Raw genomic sequence first — 19,809 nt, 5'->3', positions numbered from 1 at the left:
TTATGACTGCTTATGCTTTTAAAAACTCATAAGTTGTTTCCGCGATTGTGATGCCCTGTTGCCGGTTGTGTTCTTCGTTCGCCTGTTCGATTTCACCGGGCACCATTACTTTCTCAAAGCCTTCAGCAGCTGGCACTTCCCTAACTTCCCGGATCATCCGGTCCATCTGCGCTAAGAACATCTCTGAGTCTGTAAAGTACGAAGGGTTGATGACGCAAATATAATGCCCGAGTTTGCGATTTTTATCCAAGTCGCCGTACATTTTATTGATATGCGGTCCGAAAGCCATACCGGCAAGCAAGCCAGAGAAGATATCGACTACCATTGAAAGGCCGTATCCTTTGGGACCGCCGAATGGCACCAGTGCAGAAACTTTCCCCGGGTCTGTAGTGGGCACTCCCGCTTCATCGACTCCCCATCCTTCGGGAATAGCGTTTCCTTCTTCTTTCTGCTGCAGGATTTTACCCAATGCAACATTTGAAGTCGCCATGTCGAGAATAAACGGCTTCTCCGATTTTGCCGGAACTCCGTAAGCAATTGGGTTGGTGCCGAGAAATGCTTCCTTGCCACCGAAAGGGACGACGATTTTATCCGTATGGGTCATCGCTACGCCAATCAGGCCGTGCTTCGTCGCTTCTTCTACAAAATAGCTGAGCGCGCCGCAATGGCTGCTGTTCATTGCCGTGACCATACCGACTCCGTTGGCCTTCGCCATGTCAATCGCATGAGCCACAGCGATTCCAGCGACTACATGCCCGAACCCATCGTCTCCATCTACAGTTCCTGTAACAGGGCCCGTTGCATGGAAAGATATCTCAGGATCGGTATTGATCCCGCCAGCCTGGATTCTGCTGATGTAATGCTCGGTCCTTAATGCTCCATGTGAACTGACACCGCGCAAGTCAGCATGGATGAGCACGTCTGCGACTTTCCTTGCATGGTCTTCACGCAAGCCGGCTTTGATGAGTTTCTTCTGGATTAAAATTTTCACTTCTTCGAAAGCTACTGTAACTGTTGCCATAGTTTTTCTCCTATTCGATATTAGTATGCCGCTTCGATAAATTTTCCATTGAATCTTCACTGTAAGGACCATCGATTATGGCTGCGTCCAATAATAGATGCGCAGCTTGGTCGAATTGGTTGCCTAGCGGCTGAATCGTAGCAGGCTCCCATTCACGTCTTTTTTTCGTAGCTGCAGGGATGGCAAAGCCATATCTGCATCGGTGCTCTTGCAGTTTGGAAGCATCTGCGGTAAGCATGGCTACTTCAGCACCAAGTTCATGCGCTATCTTGCAAAGCCCATTGAGTTGAATCGAACTTCCCGAACCGGAAATGATGAGTAAGATGTCATCTTGGCCCATCGAAGGTGTTGTCGTTTCGCCAATCACGTAGACCGTTTTACCACAATGCATCAAGCGCATCGCAGCCGCCTTCGCCATCAACCCCGACCTTCCTTCACCGAAGAAAAAGAATCGCCTGTCCTGTTTCAATAAATCCACGAGGTCATCATACTGGGTTTTATCCACCCGTTTGATTAGCTCATTCAGTTCTTGTAATATGATCAACGGTGTTTGCATCAAGTCACTCCCTCCTCAACGCTCGACAACTTTCCTATCTTCCACGAAATCGCTTACATCTTCTAAATAAGGAAGACCTTCATTATCACCGGTTACCGTGGTCACCAAAGCCCCCACCCCATTCGCGAAACGCAGGAGTTCCTCTGGGCTGTAGCCTTTTAGCCATCCATAAACATACCCCGCATCAAAACCGTCGCCAGCTCCCACTGTATCTATTGGGGTTACGGGAAAACTTGCAGCTTCTGTCCAGCGGTTATCTCTCCACAACCTGGATCCGTTTGCTCCGTCTTTAATGACGAAATCGGAGATATTGAATTTCTGGATGTACGCCAGCAGTTCATCGAGTGATTCTTTTTGTGAAATCATTTGAATTTCATCAAGGCCGGTCAACAGTATGTCCACTTCCGGGAAGATGCTTTCGTATACAGGCCGCGCTTCTTCAATGCTCCACAGCTTCAAGCGGATATTCGGATCAAACGAGATCGGAATATTCAACCCTTTGGCGTATTGGATGATCGCATGGACAACTTCTCTATGCTGTTCGGCTATCGCCAAGTAAACACCGGTTAAATGAACCAATTGAATATCTTTAAATAATTCCTCTGTGATATCTTCCGGCTTCAAGTCAGCCATCGGGGAAGGAGTCCGGTAGTAATATGTTTTACCAGCGCCGCCTTCGTGTATTTCCTTAAAATTAAGGGAAGTTGGTATCCCTTCCACAAAACGCACTGCCGATACGTCGATGCCTTCACCACGTGCAAAATTATAAATCACTTTACCGAAATCATCGTTTCCTAATCGGCTGATCCACTTGCTGCCCATGCCTAAGCGAGCGCAGCCGATGGCGAAATTCATTTCCGCACCGCCGACTTTCCGGTCAAATTGCGTGACATAACGCAGCGGCCCTGTTGTGGCCGGATTCATCGTAATCATAGCGTCACCGATTGTTAACACATTGAATTCATTCGACAATTAGGACACTCCTCACTCACTCATTTTAAATAGATTCTCTTGCCACCAGTTCCGGGGCATAGCGTTTTGCTTCATATACTGCATCCAAGCTTGTGCTGCTAATCAACGACAGCAAAGTTTGGGCTGCATCTTTTCCGATTGAAAAGGTCGGCTGTTTGATGACGCTGACCGGGGTCGTTGCAATTTCCAGAAAAGGTGAGTCGTCAATGGCAATCACTCCGACATCTTCCGGAATCGACAACTTGTTTTTCCGTATAAACTTCAATAACTCGATCAGCGCCAAATCGTTTGTTGCAAAAAATGCATCGGGGTGATTGTTTGAGTCCCATAATTTCTGCAACCGCTCCGTCAATACTTGCCGCTCATCCGCTACAATCCATTCGGGATCTACGTCCAACGCTCTCTCTTCCATCGCGCTTTTGAAACCGCTGATTCTCTCAAGGCGGGGCGTTACTTTTTTAGCGATGGATGTAGAGACCAACCCGATTTTTTTATGTCCTTTTTTACTTAGCTCTTCGACAGCTATATGTGAAGCGCTTTCATTATCGAGCAAAAGGGTCGGGTATAAAGGTTGATCGATTAGCCGGTCGACAAAAACAATGGGAAATTGTGCATTTTTCAGTTGCTTATAATATTCTTGGTTTCCATTGGTCGGAAAAATGATTAAGCCATCAACTTGCTTGGCAATCAACATATCAATATAGGCTCGTTCTTTTTCAGGCTGGTCGTCTGCATTGCAGACAAACAAATGGAACCCGTTGCATTCGCATTCATCTTCGATGGCCCTGATTATTTCCGTCGAGAAAACATGAAGGATATTGGCTACGATGACACCAATTGTTCCTGTTTTCTTTTGCTTCAGGCTTTTAGCCACGTAATTTGGGATATAGCCCAATTCTTTAATCGCTTCTTCAATCCGTATTTTGGTAGCTGGCGCCATGTATTCGAAGCGATTGTTTATATACTGTGAAACAGTACTTTTGGAGACACCAGATTTTTCCGCGACATCTAGCATGGTTACTTTTCTCATCTATAATCCCTCTCTACTAAACCGGTTTAGTAAATCGATTTAGTCAAAGTATATTTGAAAGCCCTTTCAAAATCAACATTAATTTTTAGAAAAATCAATTTTAATCCTTTTGTCCTGATTTGAACTCTTTTGAGAACTCTACTGATAAACTGTATCCCAAACAGTAGCTATAAAATAAAGCCCTGTCGCAAGTTCCAAGGAAGTTAGCGGCAGGGCTTAGTGCGTTTTTACATGGAAATATCAAAGGGATTGGAACTTCTAATTACTTTATTTGATCACTTTCGCTCAACCCGCTCTCTCCGAAAGCTTCATCAAGTTCATCGAAGCGCCCAATGCGATGGATTTTCTGATCGTCCATTTCGAAAAAGGTAAAAATATGAAATTCACCCGGCTGTCCTTTCTTCTTGGCGAGCTGTTCGAAGATGACTCGATTGCCTTTGGCGAATTTGTTGAGCGTCTCCAATTGCATGCCAGAGCCTTTCACCCATTCGGCAAGCATTTCGTGTCCGGCGGCTGATTTCCCGGGACTGATCAACTCGACATTATGGTCCGTAACAGACAGCACCCCTTCGACATCTCGTGCATTGACATACTCGGTAAAGCGTTCCGCAAGCTTAATCGGTTCAATCATCATGTGTGCCCCCTTCTTCCGGTAATTTTTCGAATATCACCAAGGCCAATGTCGCGATGGGCCCCAGAAGCAGCGACGCCAGGAACCACATAAGGCCGCTCCGGTTTTTGCCTTGGGCGAGACCTGCATTGATCAGCGCAAGCGTTCCCCATCCGACCGCATATTCGTTTCCCATATCCATTCCCCCTTTTCTTCCATTCTACTCGAAAAAAAGAAGCCGGGATTTCCAGCTTCTCAATAATTGGCGTTTTTCAGTTTTTTGAAAGTCTTGATGAAACGGTCAGGGTCCCTCGGGACTTTATAAGTCAAGACGCCGCGATGCGTGTGCAAGTACAACAAATTGGCATCGTCGGAAAAGGTCTTATAGGAAATATCCCAGACATGCATCAAATTGAACTCTTTAGTCGAAGCGGTCAATTTATCTTCGTATAAATGAATTTCGTATTCGGTGTGCGTGATTTTCATCTGGCCGGCTACGATCGAGCGTTCCGTGTCGACATAAGTAATGGAAGACAGTAAGCTTTTCGGATCCATTCGGTTCGCCTCCCGGCTGTTTTCCTAAAGTCTACTGCACCCGCGCTTGTCTATGCAACTGAAACGGCGCCTACATTTTATCGAAATATTCGTTCGTCAAATCCCCGCATACCCCGATGGCTGCGGCACTGCCTTCGCCCGCTGCGATGACGAGCTGTGAGGGGACGATCAGCGAAGCGTCGCCTGCCGCATAAACATTCCACACGTTCGTGCGCCCGTAATCATCCGTCAAGATCCCCCCATGCTCGTTTTGCTTGCAACCGAGCTCTTTTGCGAAATCGGTCGCATGGCTCCATAAAGGCGTGACAAACCCGGCACTGCGGTCGATCAAAGTTCCATCTTCCAGCCGGACGCTCCTCAGCTTGCCGTTTTCCCCTTCAAGTCCGGAAATCGTATCTTCGTAAACTTTGATTCCCTTGGCGAGCAGCTTCTGCTTTTCCTCTTCTTCCAGACGCCCTTCCCCGTTCGTAAAGACCGCCAAGTCCCGGCTCCACGTGTAGACTTCCTTCGCCAAAGTGAATACTTTTTTATCTGCGATGACCGCGAGCGGCTGGTCGCGCATTTCCCAGCCATCGCAATAAGGGCAGCTGAACAGGGTCGTGCCGTAGAACTTCTCAATATCCGGCACATTCGGCAGTTCTTCTTTCAATCCTGCTGCAATGATGATTTTGATGCTATGGAAAACCTTTCCGCTGGCGGTCGTCAATTCGTAATGGGTTTCAGAAATCCGGTTGATGTTGACGACCCGCTCGTTTTCCGTTTTGACGCTTCCGTATTTGCGGATCTCCTCGTGCCCGAGCCGCTTGAATTCTTCCGGACAAATGCCGTCCCTTGTAATGAACCCATGCGCTTCACGGGTCACCAAATTGCGGCCGTTGTCATCATCAAATAACACGGCATTCCTTCTCGAACGACCAAGAACCAGCGCAGCATTCAAACCTGCAGGCCCCCCGCCGATAATGGCACAATCGTATAGCATAGCGTTCATCCTTTTCTAATTTCGTTTTCCTCCCCTCTTCCCCCTTCACATCTGCATTAAACAGGGAGACAGCCTAAAAAAACCGATTGCCCAGGGTCTCCCGGACAATCGGTTTTAAACGCAAGCTTCGTTTCACCTGCTTTATTTTTGGATCAATTCACGCAATGCCTGGACAAAAAATTCGTTTTCTTCCTCGGTGCCGACGGAAACCCTTACGTACTCGGGAAGGCCCCACCCTTTGCCATAGCGGACGATAACGCCTTTTTTCATCAGGTCTTGATAAAGTGCTTCTCCTTCGTCGCCCAGTTTGACCAACACGAAGTTCGCCATGCTCTTCGTATACGGAAGACCCAGTTCTTCGAATGCTTCATATAGAAACTCGCGCCCGCGGCTATTCGCCTCGCGGGATTGGGTCACGTGTTCATGGTCTGTTACTGCCGCCGTCGCAGCAAGCTGTGCCAGTGTATTGACGTTGAACGGCTCTTTCACTTTCAGGATCGACGTGATGATCGAATCCGCCGCAATGCCGAAACCGACGCGTACCCCGGCAATGCCATAGATTTTCGAGAAGGTCTTCAAAGTCAGCAATGGATAGCCTTGGCGGATAAATTCGGTGCCGTCCGTATAATTTTCCGCATCCGCGTAATGGCTATACGCGGCGTCAAAGACCACCAGTATGTCTCCTACAGCGTCCAATAACTTTTGGACATCCTGTTTCTTCATATATGTTCCGGTCGGGTTGTTCGGCGAGCAGATGTAAATGATTTTCGTCTTGTCGCTCACTGCCGCGATCATGGCATCGACATCGAATGCGAAATCTTGTGCAAACGGCACTTTCACGACTTTCGCGCCCATGATGTGCGCTCCGAAATCATATTCACTGAATGACGGGTCCGGTACGACGATTTCATCGCCTTGTTCCAGGAACGCTTCCGAGATCAGCGTGATCAACTCATCCGCGCCGTTTGTCGGAATGACTTGATTCTTTTCGACGCCATGCTCTTGGGCAATCGCTTTCTTCAAATCACTGGCATCCGCATCCGGGTAACGGTTCAGGCCGAGTACGCCTTGTTCGATGGCCGCAACAGCCTTTTTCGACGGGCCGAGCGGGTTTTCGTTGGACGCCAGCTTAATGACGCGCTCCAAGCCCAGTTCTTCCTGTACTTCCCAAATCGGCTTGCCTGGTGAGTAAGGCTGGATTTGATCCAAGGTTTTGCGTGCTTTGATATTCTCCAAATTCGCCATTATGTACGCCTCCGTCATCTATTTTTAATAGTATTGAATGAATATGTACTGCCATCAATAATGATACCATTAAAGCTGGATTTCCTGCATATTCAACTTAAGTTAAAGAAAATAATAGTCTCTATTATTACAGAAAACCCTGTTTCCCGAAAGGGGCACGGCCTACAATTTGAAACCCTTACCTAAATGTGGTTTACTTTAACGAGACTGACGAAAGAGGAGTTTTCACATGATTAAAAAAATGACATTTGTTTTTGCCCCATTCGCCCTCGCCTTAGTGCTTGGCGCGTGTTCTGATAATGAAGAAACTACCGCTAACGAAGAAACAGCGGCTCCTGAGACCGAACAGGCTGAAGGAACGGAGGAGGCAGCCCCTGCCGAATCGGCGCTCGAACTTCCTGAAGAAGACGCGATTGTCGCAGTCGTCAACGGTGAAGAGATCCAAGGCAAAGTGTACAATAGCGTCGCCCGCCAATTCGAATCGACATTGGCTTCACAAGGACAGGACCCTTCAACTGAAGAGAACCTTCAATTGATTGAAGATGAAGCGATGTCCGTCGTCATCGGCAACGCCGTGCTATTGCAAGATGCCAAGGAAAAAGGCCACGAAGCGGATGAGGCCGTCGTAGAAGAACGCATGGAAGAATTGAAAGCCAACTTCGAGGATGAAGAAGCGATGAACGAGGCCCTTGCAGAAACAGGCTTCACCCTTGAAGAAATGGAAGAGCAATTGCGTGAACAGCTCGTCTACGAAAGCTATATGGAAGAAGAAATCGACTCACCTGAAGTGAGCGACGAAGAAGTCCAGGCAGCTTATGACCAATTCGCCGAAAGCTCTGAAGAAGAAGCACCGGCTTTCGAAGAGATGGAACCGACCATCCGCCAATCATTGCAAGAGCAAAAAGACCAGGAAGCTACCTTCGCGCGCGTAGAGGAATTACGCGAAGAAGCTGAAATCGAAGTAAAACTTTAATTTCCCAAACCCCCTACCGCAATTGGTAGGGGGTTTTTTCGGAGTGTTGAAGAAGTCTATAATCCGCTATGAATGAAAAAGGGAATCACCTTTTCTACATTCAAAATTCAATGTTCTATCTGAGTATTTGGAGAAGCATTCGCTCGACTCCTGTGGGACTAGCGGGTTTGAGAGACCCCGCAGGCAATGAATGAGCGAAGCTGTGCTGAGCACATTCATTTGCGACGCATCTGCCGAGCAGATGTGGGAGCAACGATTTTCTTGCGATGCTCGAACGCAGTGAGAGTTGAGCACACGGTTTTAGTGACGAGGAGGCTCGATTCCCGCCCCACGGAAAGCGAGCGATGAGCTTCGGAAAATACGGCTTTTTACCTTTCTCGACAGCTTGAAAAACCCCTACCGTAATCGGTAGGGGTTTTTTTGGTCTTACAGCCGTTATCTATTCAGCGAGACGCTCTTTGCAAAACGCCAAAACTTCCTGCTCTTCCTCTTCGTCCAACGCAAAATCGAGCGGCTTCTCACTGTCATTGTCGATAAAATGATAATTGGCGATGCGCGCATTGCCGTCTTCCACAGCCAAGATCAAGCGCAAATCCAGTCCGCCCGGGCGGTACAGTTCATCTTCTTCGTCCACTTGGATCGCCATTGTATACTCATAACGTTCACCCGCCAGGATGCCCGTCGGGTCTTGCAGTTTTTCCACTTCGTAATTAATGATTTCCATTATTGCACCTCCATTGCTCTATTTTAGCTTTCATCCTTCCATTTGAATAGCGTCACACGGTGGTTTGGCGTTTAAGCGCACCAGATGCGGGAAAACATCAAGCAGACATAAAAATTAGGAGTGGATTTCGATGAACGTATTAGTTATCGGAGCAAACGGCCAAGTGGGCCGCAATATTGTAGAAGAATTAACAGAAAAAGGCCATGGCGCGGTCGCGATGATCCGCAAAGAAGAGCAGCGCGAAGAAATGGAAAAACGCGGCGCGAAGAAAATCGTCCTTGGCGACTTGGAAAAAGACTTCAGCCACGCATTCGACGATGTCGATGCGGTCATCTTCGCAGCAGGATCCGGCCCGAAAACAGGCCCAGACAAAACCTTGACCATCGATCTATGGGGGTCTGTCAAAGCAGCGGATTACGCGAAGCAAAAAGGCGTCAAACGGTTCGTCCAGCTTGGCTCGGTCGGATCCGATGACCCCGATGCCGGCGGCGAGGAAATGAAGCCTTATTTGGTAGCGAAACGTACAGCCGATGACCTTCTTGAACAGAGCGGCCTCGACTATACGATTGTCCGTCCCGGCCCATTATCGGACGATGAGAAAACCGGCCATATCGAAGCAGCCACACATTTTGAATCTTTCGAAAACCGTTCGATTCCACGTGCAGATGTAGCACGTACACTTGCTGAAGTGGTCGACCGCAAAAACACCTACGGAAAAGTGTTCGAAATCCTGCAGGGTGAAGCTGGCATCGCCCAGGAACTCGACCGCCTGTAAGCTTTAGGCGGATGGCGTTCATGGCATTTCTATGGTAGACTAGCTTTACGATAATAGAGGACGTGATAACATGATTAATATTCAAGCACCGAAAGCTGACATTACCATCACTCAGCGCAAACAAGAAATCCAAGGCGATGAAGCAGTCATCAAACCGCTATACGGGTTTATCGACTTGCATGAAATCCCGCGCGACAAAGGCGGCATCATCCAATTCTTCAACCACAGTGGTGAGCTATTGTTTGTCGGCAAAGCCCGCAAACTGCGCCAGCGCGTGAAAAAGCATTTCGAAGACAATGTCTCGCCATTGAAGAACCATCGCGATGAAGTACATCGCATTGCGGTTTCCATCGTGGAAGACCCGATGGAGCGCGAAATTTACGAGACTTACTTGATCAACACAGGAAAAGCGAAATACAACGTCGATAAAGTATTTTTTCGCGACTAACACAAACGGGCGCTCCCGATAGAGCGCCCGTTTTTTCTATTCGCGGCTTTTCTTGCCGTTTTAAAATATACTTCTCCTGTAAGCTGTATTCAATCAGATTCAAATAAACCCTTTTCCAGGTTTTATGAGACTCCGAAAAAGGAATAGTACTGTAAAATAATGCTCTTTGGAGGAACTCACTATGTCCACACACGCCAAGCCAGTCCCAGCGGCCAATTGCCGCAGCGAATACGACACATTGCGCCACGTGCTCCTATGCCCGCCGCGCTTTATGGAAATCAAAGATGTCATCAATGATGTGCAGAAAAGGTATAAAGAAGAGAACATTGACGTAACGGAAGCCCTCCGGCAGCATGCGGCATTTGTCGATGCGCTTGCTGCAGAAGGCGTCGATACTGCTTTTTTGGAAGCCTCTGAAGAATACCCGGAGCAAGTGTTCACGCGGGACATCGGCTTCACGATCGGAGACACCGTCTTCATCAGTGAAATGGCCGCCAATGTCCGTCAAGGCGAAGAACAGGTTCTGCAGAGTTGGCTCACTGAAAAAGGCGTCCGCTTCAAGCACTTGCCGGGACACCGCATCGAGGGCGGCGATGTCTTGGTCGACCAGGATACGGTATTCGTCGGGATCAGCAGCCGCACTTCCGAAGAAGCGATCGAGGAATTGCAGCGGCATATGCCCGATTTCCGCGTCGTCCCTATCCACCTCGACGAAAAATACTTGCATCTCGATTGCGTCTTCAATATTTTATCGCCGACCGAAGCGCTCATTTTCCCGGAAGCCTTGGAACAAGAAACAATCGACATGCTGAGTGAGTGCTATACGCTGATTCCCGTCGAATCGGATGAACAATTCAAACTTGGCACGAACGTGCTGTCGATCGGCGACCGCCGTGTCTTCAGCCAGCCGCAAAACACCAAGGTCAATAAGCAGCTGCGCAATCACGGCTTCCGCGTCATCGAAACCGATTTTTCGGAAATCATCAAATCCGGCGGCGCTTTCCGCTGCTGCACGATGCCCGTCGCCAGGGACTGAACAGAAAAAAGCTGCCCGCATTCATTCAGTGGGCAGCTTTTGTTTTGTCCATATTTTTACTCATGATCGGCTTGCTGCATATGCACCCGGCTTGCGCGTGCAAGCTCCACAAACCTGGCCATCATATCGGTGCCTTCCGGGGTTCCGATTGATTCCGGATGGAACTGCAGCCCGTATACCGGGTACTCTTTATGCTTGATTGCCATGACGGTGCCGTCATCCAGCGCTTCCGCCTGCACGTCAAAGCAATCCGGCATGGATGCTTTTTCGATGGCCAGCGAATGATAGCGCATGACAGGGACCCGCTCTTTCAGGCCAGCGAACAAATCAGTGCCGTTATGGGACAACTCGGAAACTTTCCCGTGCCGGATGACCGGCGCTTCGGTGACGCGTCCCCCGAATGCTTCTCCGAGCAATTGCTGTCCAAGGCAGATGCCAAGGATCGGCACATCTCGGTGGAGCGCACGGATCAACTCGATCGATTCAGGTACATCTCTCGGATGGCCCGGGCCTGGGGAAAGGATAATCGCTTCCGGATTCTTTTCACGAATCGCATCAAGGCTCAACTGGCCGTATCGCACAACCTCAACGTCTTCACCAAGTTCGGCGATCGCTTGATAGATATTATAGGTGAATGAATCGTAATGATCGATCAGGAGAATCATCCGAACACCTCCGTCAGCGAACGCGCTTTATGGAGCGTTTCCTCGTATTCGGCTTGTGGTTCGGAATCGAAGACGATGCCGGCCCCCGCCTGGACATGGACAGCGCCGTCCTTGACAACGAATGTCCGGATGGCGAGCGCCACATCGAGATTGCCATTGAAGCCGAGATAGCCGACAGCGCCACCATAGACGCCGCGCCGTTCTTCTTCAAACTGCTGGATAAGCTGCAGCGCACGCACTTTCGGGGCCCCGGATACTGTCCCCGCCGGCAAGCAGGAAACGAGTGCATCAAGCGGATGCATCGCGCCTTCCAATTCGCCGGTCACTTCCGATACGATGTGCATGACATGCTGGTACTTCTCGATGACCATGTATTTCGGGATCGCGACCGTGCCGACTTTCGCGACGCGGCCGACGTCATTGCGGCTGAGGTCGACGAGCATCTGATGCTCTGCCCGTTCTTTCTCATCCGCCAGCAGTTCGTTCTCTAGCGCTGCATCTTCCTCTTCGGTCCGGCCGCGCTTCCTCGTGCCGGCAATCGGGTTGGTGACCATCTCACCGCCGCGGATCGTCAATAAGCTTTCAGGCGAAGCGCCGACGACCGCGTAGTCCCCGAAATCGATGAAAAATTGGTAAGGCGACGGATTTTGCTTGCGCAGTTTCCGATATAAAGTGAAAGCATCTCCCCTATAATCCGCAGACAAGCGCTGTGACAATACTAATTGGAACACTTCCCCTTTGCGGATTTCCTGCTTGGCGAGCTCGACTTGCTCGCGGAACCGTTCAGCCGTTGTTGCGGAATGGAAACTTAACGTTTCCGGCTGGTCGCCCAGTTGTTTCTCCGCTGCCTGTTCAAGCTGTTGCGCAATTTCACTTGCACGCCCTTCGAACGAAATGACCGTTACATCATGACGGACATGATCGAACACGACGATCGTTTCGTATAGCTGCAAATGGATGTCCGGCATGTTCAGGCTGTCTTTCCGGGCGCTTTCGACCGGCTCGTATGCCGCGATGGCGTCATAGCCGATATAGCCGATCGCCCCGCCGGTAAACGGCAAGCCTTCTATATCGCGATCGTCTTTCGGCATCAAGTCCTTGATCCGCTCGAGCGGGCGCCCTTGTTCCACCGTACGCTCGCCGCTCCGGTAATCGATCACTTCCAATTGGTCCTTCAATCCGATAAACGCTTTTGACGGATCCACCGCAATAAATGAATAGCGGCCGCTTGCACTCGTTTTCAGCGAGCTCTCAAGCAGGCATTTGTATGGCCCCTGCAAGCGGTTGAACACCATGATCGGCGTCAAGCTATCTCCTTCTACTTTCTTAATCTGTACATCTCTTCTCATCTCGGCTCAACTCCTCTTTCTTCCGGGCACCGCCGGTTCAATACAAAAAGCCCCCTGCACGAAATAAGATCATTTCGTGCAGAGGACGGATCGACCGCGGTGCCACCTCATCTTGAAGCTGTCAGCTTCCACTTGAACCCCAGTAACGCGGGGCAGACGGGCTCTCTTTTCAGATGGCCACTCATAAGTCCATTCACGCATGTGCCACACCGGTTCCCAGCTGTCCCCGGCTCTCTGTCAGAAGCTATCCATGCGCTACTTTTCTTATTCAACGATTTGGGCAATGTGGCGCTTTGTTTCCGCAGTCCTGTAAAATCACCGCGCAATAAAAAGCTTGTGACCATCTTATGGAATTCAGGCCCTTCTGTCAACTGAAAGCAAACCCCCAATTTAGATAATTCTGTATTTTTGGGGAGATTTGCGTTATAAATGATAGTAGGAGAATGTTTCTAAAATCGAAGGGGGTATCAGAAAATGAAAAACAGACTTTGGCTTGCGACTGGAACAGTAGGAATCGGTTTAATGCTCGGCGCTTGTGCGGGCGAAAGCGGCGGCGATTCTTCTTCTGAGAGCGGCGATGCAACACAGATTAGTTTCATGCACTGGCGCGGGGAAGATAAAGACGTGCTCGATGAAATCATTGCCGATTTCGAGGAAGCGAACCCTGATATTCGCGTAGAACAGAACATCTACCCGTCCGACCAATATCAGGCGACGGCACAGCGCATGCTGCAGGAAGGTTCGACAGGAGACGTCTTCACATCTTTCCCGGGCGCGCAATTTGAATCCATCCAAAGTGCCGGCTTTTTTGAAGACTTGAGCGGAGAAGACTTTGTCTCGAATTTTGACGAAAGCCTGATCGCTGTCGGCCAGAAAGACGGCACGCAATATGCCTTGCCGTATCAATTGGTATTCAATATGCCGGTTTATAACAAAGGCATGTTTGACGAACTCGGCCTGGAAGTGCCGAAAAGCTGGACGGAATTCCAGGAAATGGCCGATACTTTGCTTGAAAATGACATTACGCCAATCGCATTCCCAGGCGCCGATATCGGGCCGAACCAATTCATGAACAGCATGATGATGAATAATGCGCCGGATGAGGATGTGTTCGCCAAACTCCAAAACGGCGAAGAATCCTTAACGAATGAATGGTGGGTCAAGACACTGGAAGACTTTAAGCTTCTTGCGGATAAAGGCTATATCCAGGACGATGCGCTCGGCACCAACCAGGATTCCGCCATGGCAATGGTAGCGAATGAGGAAGCAGCCATGCTTGCGACCGGTTCCTATCACATGAACTCCCTGCTCGACCTGAACCCGGACCTTGAGCTCGACTTGCTCGCCCCGATTACAGTGGAAGAAAGCGAAGCCACTTATGAAGGCATCAATACAGCAACGTTCATGCTGGCCGTCAACAGCAATTCCGACAAGAAAGACCAGGCAAAAGCGTTCATCGACTATTTGAGCCAGCCGGAAGTGGCTTCCAAATACGCCAATGAAACCGGGCAGCATTTGACGGTCAATGGCGTCGAATACGAGTCTGAAGCGCTGCAAAACACTTCGTATTGGATCGACGAGCGCAATACGCGTTTCCAGCCGCGCTTTTTGATCACCAACGCCCAGATTGAAGATGCGGTCCTCAGTTCAATTGAAAACGTTCTTGGGGGCGAAGATCCGATGGCAGCGGCTGAAGCTGCCCAGCAAATCGTAGAAGAAAACAGGGAATAGCCAACCGATGAGAATCTCCAAATCCATCTACCTGTTCTTTCTTCCGGGGCTTGTCCTTTACAGCTTATTCTTTTTGTATCCAACCATCAGCGCCCTGTTCTATTCCTTTACCGACTGGGATGGCTTAAGCGCCGCTTTCCAGTTCGTCGGTATCGATAATTACACCCGCGCGTTCACGGGGGATTCGATTTTCCAGAAAACGATCGGCAACAACTTGAAGTTCATGCTGACGGTCGTCGTATTCCAGACACTGGTCGCGCTTGCTTTCGCGCTGATCGTCATCAAGAATACGAAGACGAATGTATTCCTGCGGGCGCTTTACTTTTTCCCGACCATTCTTTCTTCTGTATCGGTCGCGTTCATCTGGGCGTTCATCTACGACCCGTCGATGGGCATCCTGAATCAAATTCTCGGGTTATTGGGATTGGACTTCCTGGCACAGAACTGGCTCGGCAATGCCAATATCGCGATCTATTCGCTGGCCATCACGCAAGTCTGGTTCCATGCCGGACAGATGCTGATTATCTTTGTGGCAGGGCTCCAGGCCATTCCAGAGGAGCTGTACGAAGTGGCGAAAATAGAAGGCGCCAGCAAGTGGCAGACGTTCAAAGGCGTCACTTGGCCGCTGCTAGCGCCTTCCGCCACTATCGTTGTCGCCTATACGACCATCCAGTCGTTCAAAGCCTTCGATTTAGTGTTTGCGATGACCGGCGGCGGGCCGAACAACTCCACTGAAATCATCGCGACGTATATTTATGATGTCGCGTTCAAGAGCTATCAATTCGGCTACGCTTCCGCGATTTCCATCATTTTCATGGTCATCATCGCATTGATCACCTACCTGCAGTTCAAAGCTTTGCGCTCAGACCGCGTATCTTACTAGAAAGGGGGCGGCAACTTTGCTGTTCAGGAAATTCTCACTGCTCATCTACGCGCTGCTGATCGTGATTCCGTTAGTGGTCGTCCTGTTGACGTCCGTTAAAACACTGCAGGAAACATTCCGCGACCCGCTCGGCTTGCCGGATGGCGGCTTTAAATTCGATAATTATGTCGCGATTTTCCAGGAACAAACGATGGCCGGCTATTTCCTCAACAGCACCATCGTCACCTTGTTCTCGGTGTCGTTCACTCTCCTGCTCGCCGCGATGGTCGCATTCGGCATTACGCGCATGAACAATTGGATCGGCAATGTGCTGTTCGCGCTGTTCACGCTCGGCATGATGGTCCCTGCGCAAGTGATCATGGTCCCGCTTTATTCACTGATGTTGGACCTCGGGCTGACGAATAGCCTTCTTGGGCTGATTCTCGTCAATATCTCCTCGACCTTGCCGATTGCCGTTTTCATCCTGACCGGCTTTATGAAAACTTTGCCGAAGGAATTGTTTGAAGCCTCGACGATTGACGGGGCCGGCAATTGGAAGATGTTCACGAAAGTGGCAATACCGTTATCTTTGCCTTCCCTCTCGGCTACAGCGATTTTCCTGTTCGTCATGCACTGGAACGATCTTCTGTACCCGCTCCTGTTCATCACGGACAACGCCTATAAAACCTTGCCGCTCGCACTTCTAGAGTTCCAAGGGCAATATTCAACCAATTATCCGATGCTGTTCACGGGCGTCATCATCGCCTCAGCACCGATGGTCATCGCCTATGTCTTCCTGCAGCGCTACTTCGTCGCAGGCATCACAGCCGGCGCGGTCAAAGGATAACAAAAAGCCTCCGGAAATTCCGGAGGCTTTTCTTGTTATTTGGCAAAGACGTGCTTGCCGATTTTCTTGATGGTCGAACGGGTGAAGATCCACTGGTCAGTTGCCGTGACCGGGTTGTAATAGTATGTCGCGCCGGAAGATGGATCCCAGCCTTTCGCCGCTTCCCGTACAGCACGGTAAGCGGAAGCGTTTGGCGTCAGCCAATATTGCCCGTCATTCACTGCTGTGAAAGCGTTGCGTTGGAAAATGACGCCATATGTACTGCCCGGGAACGCGCGGGATTGCACACGGTTCATAATGACTGCCGCTACCGCGACTTTTCCTTCGAAGATCTCACCGCGGGCTTCACCGTGTACGGTTCTTGCCATCATATCGACTTGCTTCATCTTTGCGCGTGTCAGGGGCCCGGTAAAACCTGTCGCTTTCACGCCAAAATCACGTTGGAACTGCACCACGGCGTCTTTTGTGATCGAGCCGTAGTAACCGGTCGGTGCTACGTGGAAATAACCGAGCTTTTGAAGCTTGGTTTGAAGCTCTGTAACTTCGCTTCCGGAAACGCCTTCGTGCAAATCAGGCGCATGGGCGGAAACCGCTGAATGTGAAAATGTTAGAAAGAAAATCGTTGCTAAACTGAATAAGAGCACTTTGAATGTTTTCATGCTTCCTCTCCTTTTCCTTTTTGACAAGAATCGACAATTGATTCCTTTTTAAAGTATATCTTTGGCAAATACTAAAAACAACATGACAGAGTTACTTTGTTTTCTAATTTTTCTATCAACTCATTAGGCCTTTCTATGCCCGGCGGATTCTTTAGGCCTATAAGTTACGTTTCAACTACCGCGAGACTCAAAAAAAAGACGAGCATATAGCTCGTCTTCCCGAAAATCCGACTGATTCAAATTCTTCGTCTTGTGTAATGCAATTGCGCGATTTGGCCGTCTTTCCCCACTCTTTCCAAAGTGAAATCGAGCCGGCGCTGGGCTTTTTGGAATAAAGGGATGCCGTCCCCAAGGGTTACTGGCGCGATTGAGATGACGAACTCATCGATCAGATCTTCCTGCAGGAGGTTTTCCAGCAGCAAACTTCCGCCTACCGGCCAGATGGTACCGCCGGGTTGCTGCTTCAGTTTTTTCAAGACGCTTGCCGGATCTTCCGAAGTGAATGCAATCTGGCCTTCGTCTTCTTTGGGGTGGCTTGTGAATACATAGGAACGCAGGTCGGCATAGGGAAACTTCCCACTTTCATGGGCAATCACCCATTCATATGTGCGCCTGCCGAGTAAGATCGTATCGACCGTTTCGATGAACCGCCCATACCCGGCGTCTCCGTCCATTTCCACATCCAATAGCCACTCTAACGTCTCTTCTTTATCGGCGATATAACCATCCAAACTTTGCGCAATATAACAAACGACTTTCCGTCCACCCATCGAAGATGCCTCCTTCAACGTCTCACCACCGCTGCTTTCTTCACTATGCAGTCAATCAGGATTCCAGGTCTTCCAACTGCTTCTTCGTTTGCGGGAATGCGTTCGCCTGCCATTCGGAACGATAAGCAGAATCCAATTGGGTCAATCCTTCCTCTGCGTGGTCATAAGGTGCGTCGACGCTTTCCTCATGGTCGATTTCATAACTATTGTGCATATCGCTGTCTTCGTATACCCAAACATTGCGCTTCTTGCCATTATAAGCCTTCAATAAGATCAGCCCTGCGCCGAGTGCTGCGCCTGATGCAATGAATTTTTTCATGTCGATGCCCATAACGATCCCTCCAATTTATTCTTTCTACCTTGTCTTCCCCCTTTTCACCCGCCTTAACCTTTGCCGCTTTTAGACGTATGGACAAGAGTTTGGTAAAGTGGAACTAAATGATCCTGGAGGCGATTTGATGAAGAAGATAGTCATCGTATCTGATACGCATATTCCAAACCGGGCAAAAAAACTCCCTCAGCCGCTTGTCGATGCTTGCGACGGCGCTGATTTCATCATCCATGCCGGTGACTGGCAAACACTTGATGTCTATCATGAATTGTCGGCTTATGCTGAAACAGACGGCGTGGCGGGGAATGTTGACCCTTGGGACATCGCCGACCGTTTCGGGCGGAAAAAAACGTTCACATTCGGCGAGTTGAAAATCGGCGTCGTTCATGGAGACGGCATACGCAAAACGACCGAACAACGGGCTCTTGACAGCTTTGAAGATGAAGATGTCGATATCATCGTCTTTGGCCATTCCCATCAGCCGCTCATGCGTGAAACGGATGGGCTGACTTTATTCAATCCCGGCTCGCCCACCGATAAACGCCGGGAGCCGCGATACTCATTCGGACTGCTTGAAATTAACGATACTTGGGAACTCAAACACGTCTTTTTCGATAAAGAAGAGTAACAAAAGGCCATTTCCTGATGCAAAGGAAATGGCCTTTTTTAATAAACGGCAGCTGAAGGAACCATTGCAAATCAACCTGCTTTAATTTTTTTGGAAGCTGAAACCGAGTCGCTTGAGCGCCGTCTCGAGATTCGCTTCGATCATCGTCCCTTTCAACGCTTCTGCAAAATGAGGGACTTTCAGCGCCATATACGGCTGGATGCCCGTCACGACCGGCTGCACGCCGATCAACTCCAAGACCTTCACCAGCTTCAATAAATACTCCCCCACCTCTGAATTGATCTGCGATACGCCCGATACATCGATCACCAGCACTTCGATGCCTTTTTCCGCACAGCCATGCATCACATGGTCGATGATTGCTTTGGCCCTTCCCGCCCTGACTTCCCCGATGATCGGCAAGATCGCCACTCTTCCGACAATCGGAACCATCGGAGCTGCCAGCGATTCGATTTCACTGTATGCCCGTTCAAGCTCCAACACATAAGTCAATAATGTCGCGAGCGTTTCAAAGATGAATGGCAAATCCACCGGCAGCTCGCATGGGCCATCGTCAAGCCCGCAAACCGTGCCATAGGCTGTCCCGTCTCCATAAAAAATCGGCACACCGATAAAACAGCCTGCTTCGAATCCATCGGCAATCCCCAAAGAACGCGTCAATTCATGTTCCCCGATCCGTTCGATAATCAAGGTCTCCGCCCCATGCTCGACGCTCAAAGCCGACAGTGTGCATGGCAGCGGGGGGGCTTCCCCCTCTTCGATCAGATGATGTTTCGTATTATGTACCTTGACGATCTGTTGGGCGCCGCCTTCTTGCTTAGAAATATAAAAGCTGTTCATTCCTGCTTGCTTGCTGAGAATTTGGAGAATATACGAAGCCGCTTCATCGAAATCATTTATGTCCCTTATTTTTTCCAGATTTCTCCTCACCATTCACCCATCTCCCCTTCTCAACTTATTTTCCACCGAAAAACCCGCTGGTTCTGTTATCTACCTTCATTATAACGCTCTTTATTATCTGAAATGTTTAAATTGTGTAACAA

24 protein-coding genes and 1 other annotated feature are annotated in these 19,809 nt (G+C 49.5%); of the genes, 8 read left to right on the top strand and 16 right to left on the bottom strand.

What is annotated here, in order from left to right; translation table 11 throughout:
• Nucleotides 1-10 precede the first annotated feature (10 nt).
• From allD to hisC, 9 genes are all read right to left on the bottom strand, one after another.
• On the bottom strand, nucleotides 11-1,021 hold the full coding sequence (allD, locus tag DP119_RS08810; RefSeq protein ID WP_112232837.1) for an ureidoglycolate dehydrogenase: 1,011 nt from the start codon (nucleotides 1,019-1,021) through the stop codon (nucleotides 11-13).
• Between the two features lie 10 nt (nucleotides 1,022-1,031).
• On the bottom strand, nucleotides 1,032-1,577 hold the full coding sequence (gene hxlB / locus DP119_RS08805) for a 6-phospho-3-hexuloisomerase (protein ID WP_112232835.1): 546 nt from the start codon (nucleotides 1,575-1,577) through the stop codon (nucleotides 1,032-1,034).
• 15 nt (nucleotides 1,578-1,592) lie between these two features.
• Nucleotides 1,593-2,549: a sugar kinase gene (locus tag DP119_RS08800; protein ID WP_112232833.1), complete on the bottom strand. Its 957-nt coding sequence runs from the start codon at nucleotides 2,547-2,549 to the stop codon at nucleotides 1,593-1,595.
• Nucleotides 2,550-2,574: 25 nt separating this feature from the next.
• Nucleotides 2,575-3,579: a LacI family DNA-binding transcriptional regulator gene (locus tag DP119_RS08795; RefSeq protein WP_112232831.1), complete on the bottom strand. Its 1,005-nt coding sequence runs from the start codon at nucleotides 3,577-3,579 to the stop codon at nucleotides 2,575-2,577.
• Between the two features lie 262 nt (nucleotides 3,580-3,841).
• Nucleotides 3,842-4,210, bottom strand: a complete 369-nt coding sequence (locus DP119_RS08790) for a nuclear transport factor 2 family protein (RefSeq protein ID WP_167399207.1) — start codon at nucleotides 4,208-4,210, stop codon at nucleotides 3,842-3,844.
• Nucleotides 4,203-4,385, bottom strand: a complete 183-nt coding sequence (locus DP119_RS08785; protein ID WP_058382011.1) for a hypothetical protein — start codon at nucleotides 4,383-4,385, stop codon at nucleotides 4,203-4,205. Before DP119_RS08785 ends, DP119_RS08790 begins: the two co-directional genes overlap by 8 nt.
• A 59-nt stretch (nucleotides 4,386-4,444) precedes the next feature.
• Entirely contained in the window at nucleotides 4,445-4,744 is a 300-nt protein-coding gene (locus tag DP119_RS08780) for a hypothetical protein (protein WP_112232827.1), read from the bottom strand.
• A gap of 70 nt (nucleotides 4,745-4,814) precedes the next feature.
• Entirely contained in the window at nucleotides 4,815-5,723 is a 909-nt protein-coding gene (locus tag DP119_RS08775) for an NAD(P)/FAD-dependent oxidoreductase (protein WP_112232825.1), read from the bottom strand.
• 141 nt (nucleotides 5,724-5,864) lie between these two features.
• Nucleotides 5,865-6,968 (bottom strand): histidinol-phosphate transaminase, encoded by a 1,104-nt coding sequence (hisC, locus tag DP119_RS08770; protein ID WP_112232823.1) that lies wholly within the window; start codon nucleotides 6,966-6,968, stop codon nucleotides 5,865-5,867.
• Nucleotides 6,969-7,197: 229 nt separating this feature from the next.
• Here hisC and DP119_RS08765 point away from each other — a divergent pair, with 229 nt between their 5' ends.
• Entirely contained in the window at nucleotides 7,198-7,941 is a 744-nt protein-coding gene (locus DP119_RS08765) for a SurA N-terminal domain-containing protein (RefSeq protein WP_112232821.1), read from the top strand.
• 439 nt (nucleotides 7,942-8,380) lie between these two features.
• On the opposite strand, the gene DP119_RS08760 is transcribed toward DP119_RS08765, so the two are convergent.
• Nucleotides 8,381-8,665 carry a DUF6509 family protein gene (locus DP119_RS08760; protein WP_112232819.1) on the bottom strand — a complete coding sequence of 95 codons (285 nt, stop codon included), beginning with the start codon at nucleotides 8,663-8,665 and terminating at the stop codon, nucleotides 8,381-8,383.
• A gap of 130 nt (nucleotides 8,666-8,795) precedes the next feature.
• Here DP119_RS08760 and DP119_RS08755 point away from each other — a divergent pair, with 130 nt between their 5' ends.
• The 3 genes from DP119_RS08755 to DP119_RS08745 all read left to right on the top strand — a co-directional run bounded on the left by DP119_RS08755 (nucleotide 8,796) and on the right by DP119_RS08745 (nucleotide 10,924).
• Nucleotides 8,796-9,440: an SDR family oxidoreductase gene (locus DP119_RS08755; RefSeq protein ID WP_112232817.1), complete on the top strand. Its 645-nt coding sequence runs from the start codon at nucleotides 8,796-8,798 to the stop codon at nucleotides 9,438-9,440.
• A 70-nt stretch (nucleotides 9,441-9,510) separates the two neighbouring features.
• The gene (locus tag DP119_RS08750; protein ID WP_112232815.1) at nucleotides 9,511-9,888 is read left to right on the top strand and encodes a nucleotide excision repair endonuclease; all 378 of its coding nucleotides are present in this window, start codon (nucleotides 9,511-9,513) and stop codon (nucleotides 9,886-9,888) included.
• A gap of 181 nt (nucleotides 9,889-10,069) precedes the next feature.
• Nucleotides 10,070-10,924, top strand: a complete 855-nt coding sequence (locus tag DP119_RS08745; RefSeq protein ID WP_112232813.1) for a dimethylarginine dimethylaminohydrolase family protein — start codon at nucleotides 10,070-10,072, stop codon at nucleotides 10,922-10,924.
• Nucleotides 10,925-10,980: 56 nt separating this feature from the next.
• Here the strand turns inward: DP119_RS08745 and DP119_RS08740 are convergent, their stop codons facing one another.
• Complete coding sequence (locus tag DP119_RS08740) at nucleotides 10,981-11,589, bottom strand: anthranilate synthase component II (protein WP_112232811.1); 609 nt, start codon at nucleotides 11,587-11,589, stop codon at nucleotides 10,981-10,983.
• On the bottom strand, nucleotides 11,586-12,938 hold the full coding sequence (trpE, locus tag DP119_RS08735; RefSeq protein ID WP_112232810.1) for an anthranilate synthase component I: 1,353 nt from the start codon (nucleotides 12,936-12,938) through the stop codon (nucleotides 11,586-11,588). Before trpE ends, DP119_RS08740 begins: the two co-directional genes overlap by 4 nt.
• 78 nt (nucleotides 12,939-13,016) lie before the next feature.
• Nucleotides 13,017-13,219: a binding site (T-box leader), on the bottom strand.
• Between the two features lie 193 nt (nucleotides 13,220-13,412).
• Between trpE and DP119_RS08730 the strand changes: the two genes are divergently transcribed.
• The 3 genes from DP119_RS08730 to DP119_RS08720 are packed head-to-tail and all read left to right on the top strand — an operon-like array spanning nucleotide 13,413 to nucleotide 16,378.
• Nucleotides 13,413-14,669, top strand: coding sequence for an ABC transporter substrate-binding protein (locus DP119_RS08730; RefSeq protein ID WP_112232808.1), 1,257 nt, complete (start codon nucleotides 13,413-13,415; stop codon nucleotides 14,667-14,669).
• A gap of 7 nt (nucleotides 14,670-14,676) precedes the next feature.
• Complete coding sequence (locus DP119_RS08725; protein WP_112232806.1) at nucleotides 14,677-15,552, top strand: carbohydrate ABC transporter permease; 876 nt, start codon at nucleotides 14,677-14,679, stop codon at nucleotides 15,550-15,552.
• Between the two features lie 16 nt (nucleotides 15,553-15,568).
• Complete coding sequence (locus DP119_RS08720; RefSeq protein WP_112232804.1) at nucleotides 15,569-16,378, top strand: carbohydrate ABC transporter permease; 810 nt, start codon at nucleotides 15,569-15,571, stop codon at nucleotides 16,376-16,378.
• Between the two features lie 35 nt (nucleotides 16,379-16,413).
• On the opposite strand, the gene DP119_RS08715 is transcribed toward DP119_RS08720, so the two are convergent.
• The 3 genes from DP119_RS08715 to DP119_RS08705 form a co-directional block, all read right to left on the bottom strand.
• Nucleotides 16,414-17,037 (bottom strand): cell wall hydrolase, encoded by a 624-nt coding sequence (locus tag DP119_RS08715; protein WP_112232802.1) that lies wholly within the window; start codon nucleotides 17,035-17,037, stop codon nucleotides 16,414-16,416.
• A 236-nt stretch (nucleotides 17,038-17,273) separates the two neighbouring features.
• A complete protein-coding gene (locus DP119_RS08710) occupies nucleotides 17,274-17,807 on the bottom strand; it encodes a dihydrofolate reductase family protein (protein ID WP_112232800.1) in 534 nt (177 codons plus the stop codon).
• 55 nt (nucleotides 17,808-17,862) lie between these two features.
• Nucleotides 17,863-18,138, bottom strand: coding sequence for a hypothetical protein (locus DP119_RS08705; protein ID WP_240616402.1), 276 nt, complete (start codon nucleotides 18,136-18,138; stop codon nucleotides 17,863-17,865).
• Between the two features lie 127 nt (nucleotides 18,139-18,265).
• Between DP119_RS08705 and DP119_RS08700 the strand changes: the two genes are divergently transcribed.
• On the top strand, nucleotides 18,266-18,766 hold the full coding sequence (locus DP119_RS08700; protein WP_112232798.1) for a metallophosphoesterase family protein: 501 nt from the start codon (nucleotides 18,266-18,268) through the stop codon (nucleotides 18,764-18,766).
• Nucleotides 18,767-18,847: 81 nt separating this feature from the next.
• Here the strand turns inward: DP119_RS08700 and DP119_RS08695 are convergent, their stop codons facing one another.
• On the bottom strand, nucleotides 18,848-19,699 hold the full coding sequence (locus DP119_RS08695; RefSeq protein WP_112232796.1) for an STAS domain-containing protein: 852 nt from the start codon (nucleotides 19,697-19,699) through the stop codon (nucleotides 18,848-18,850).
• Between the last annotated feature and the right edge of the window lie 110 nt (nucleotides 19,700-19,809).

Source organism: Planococcus maitriensis, assembly GCF_003289925.1.
Lineage (GTDB): Bacteria > Bacillota > Bacilli > Bacillales_A > Planococcaceae > Planococcus > Planococcus maitriensis.
Note: the sequence above shows the minus strand (reverse complement) of the source record. Positions and strands in the feature narration are given on the sequence as shown.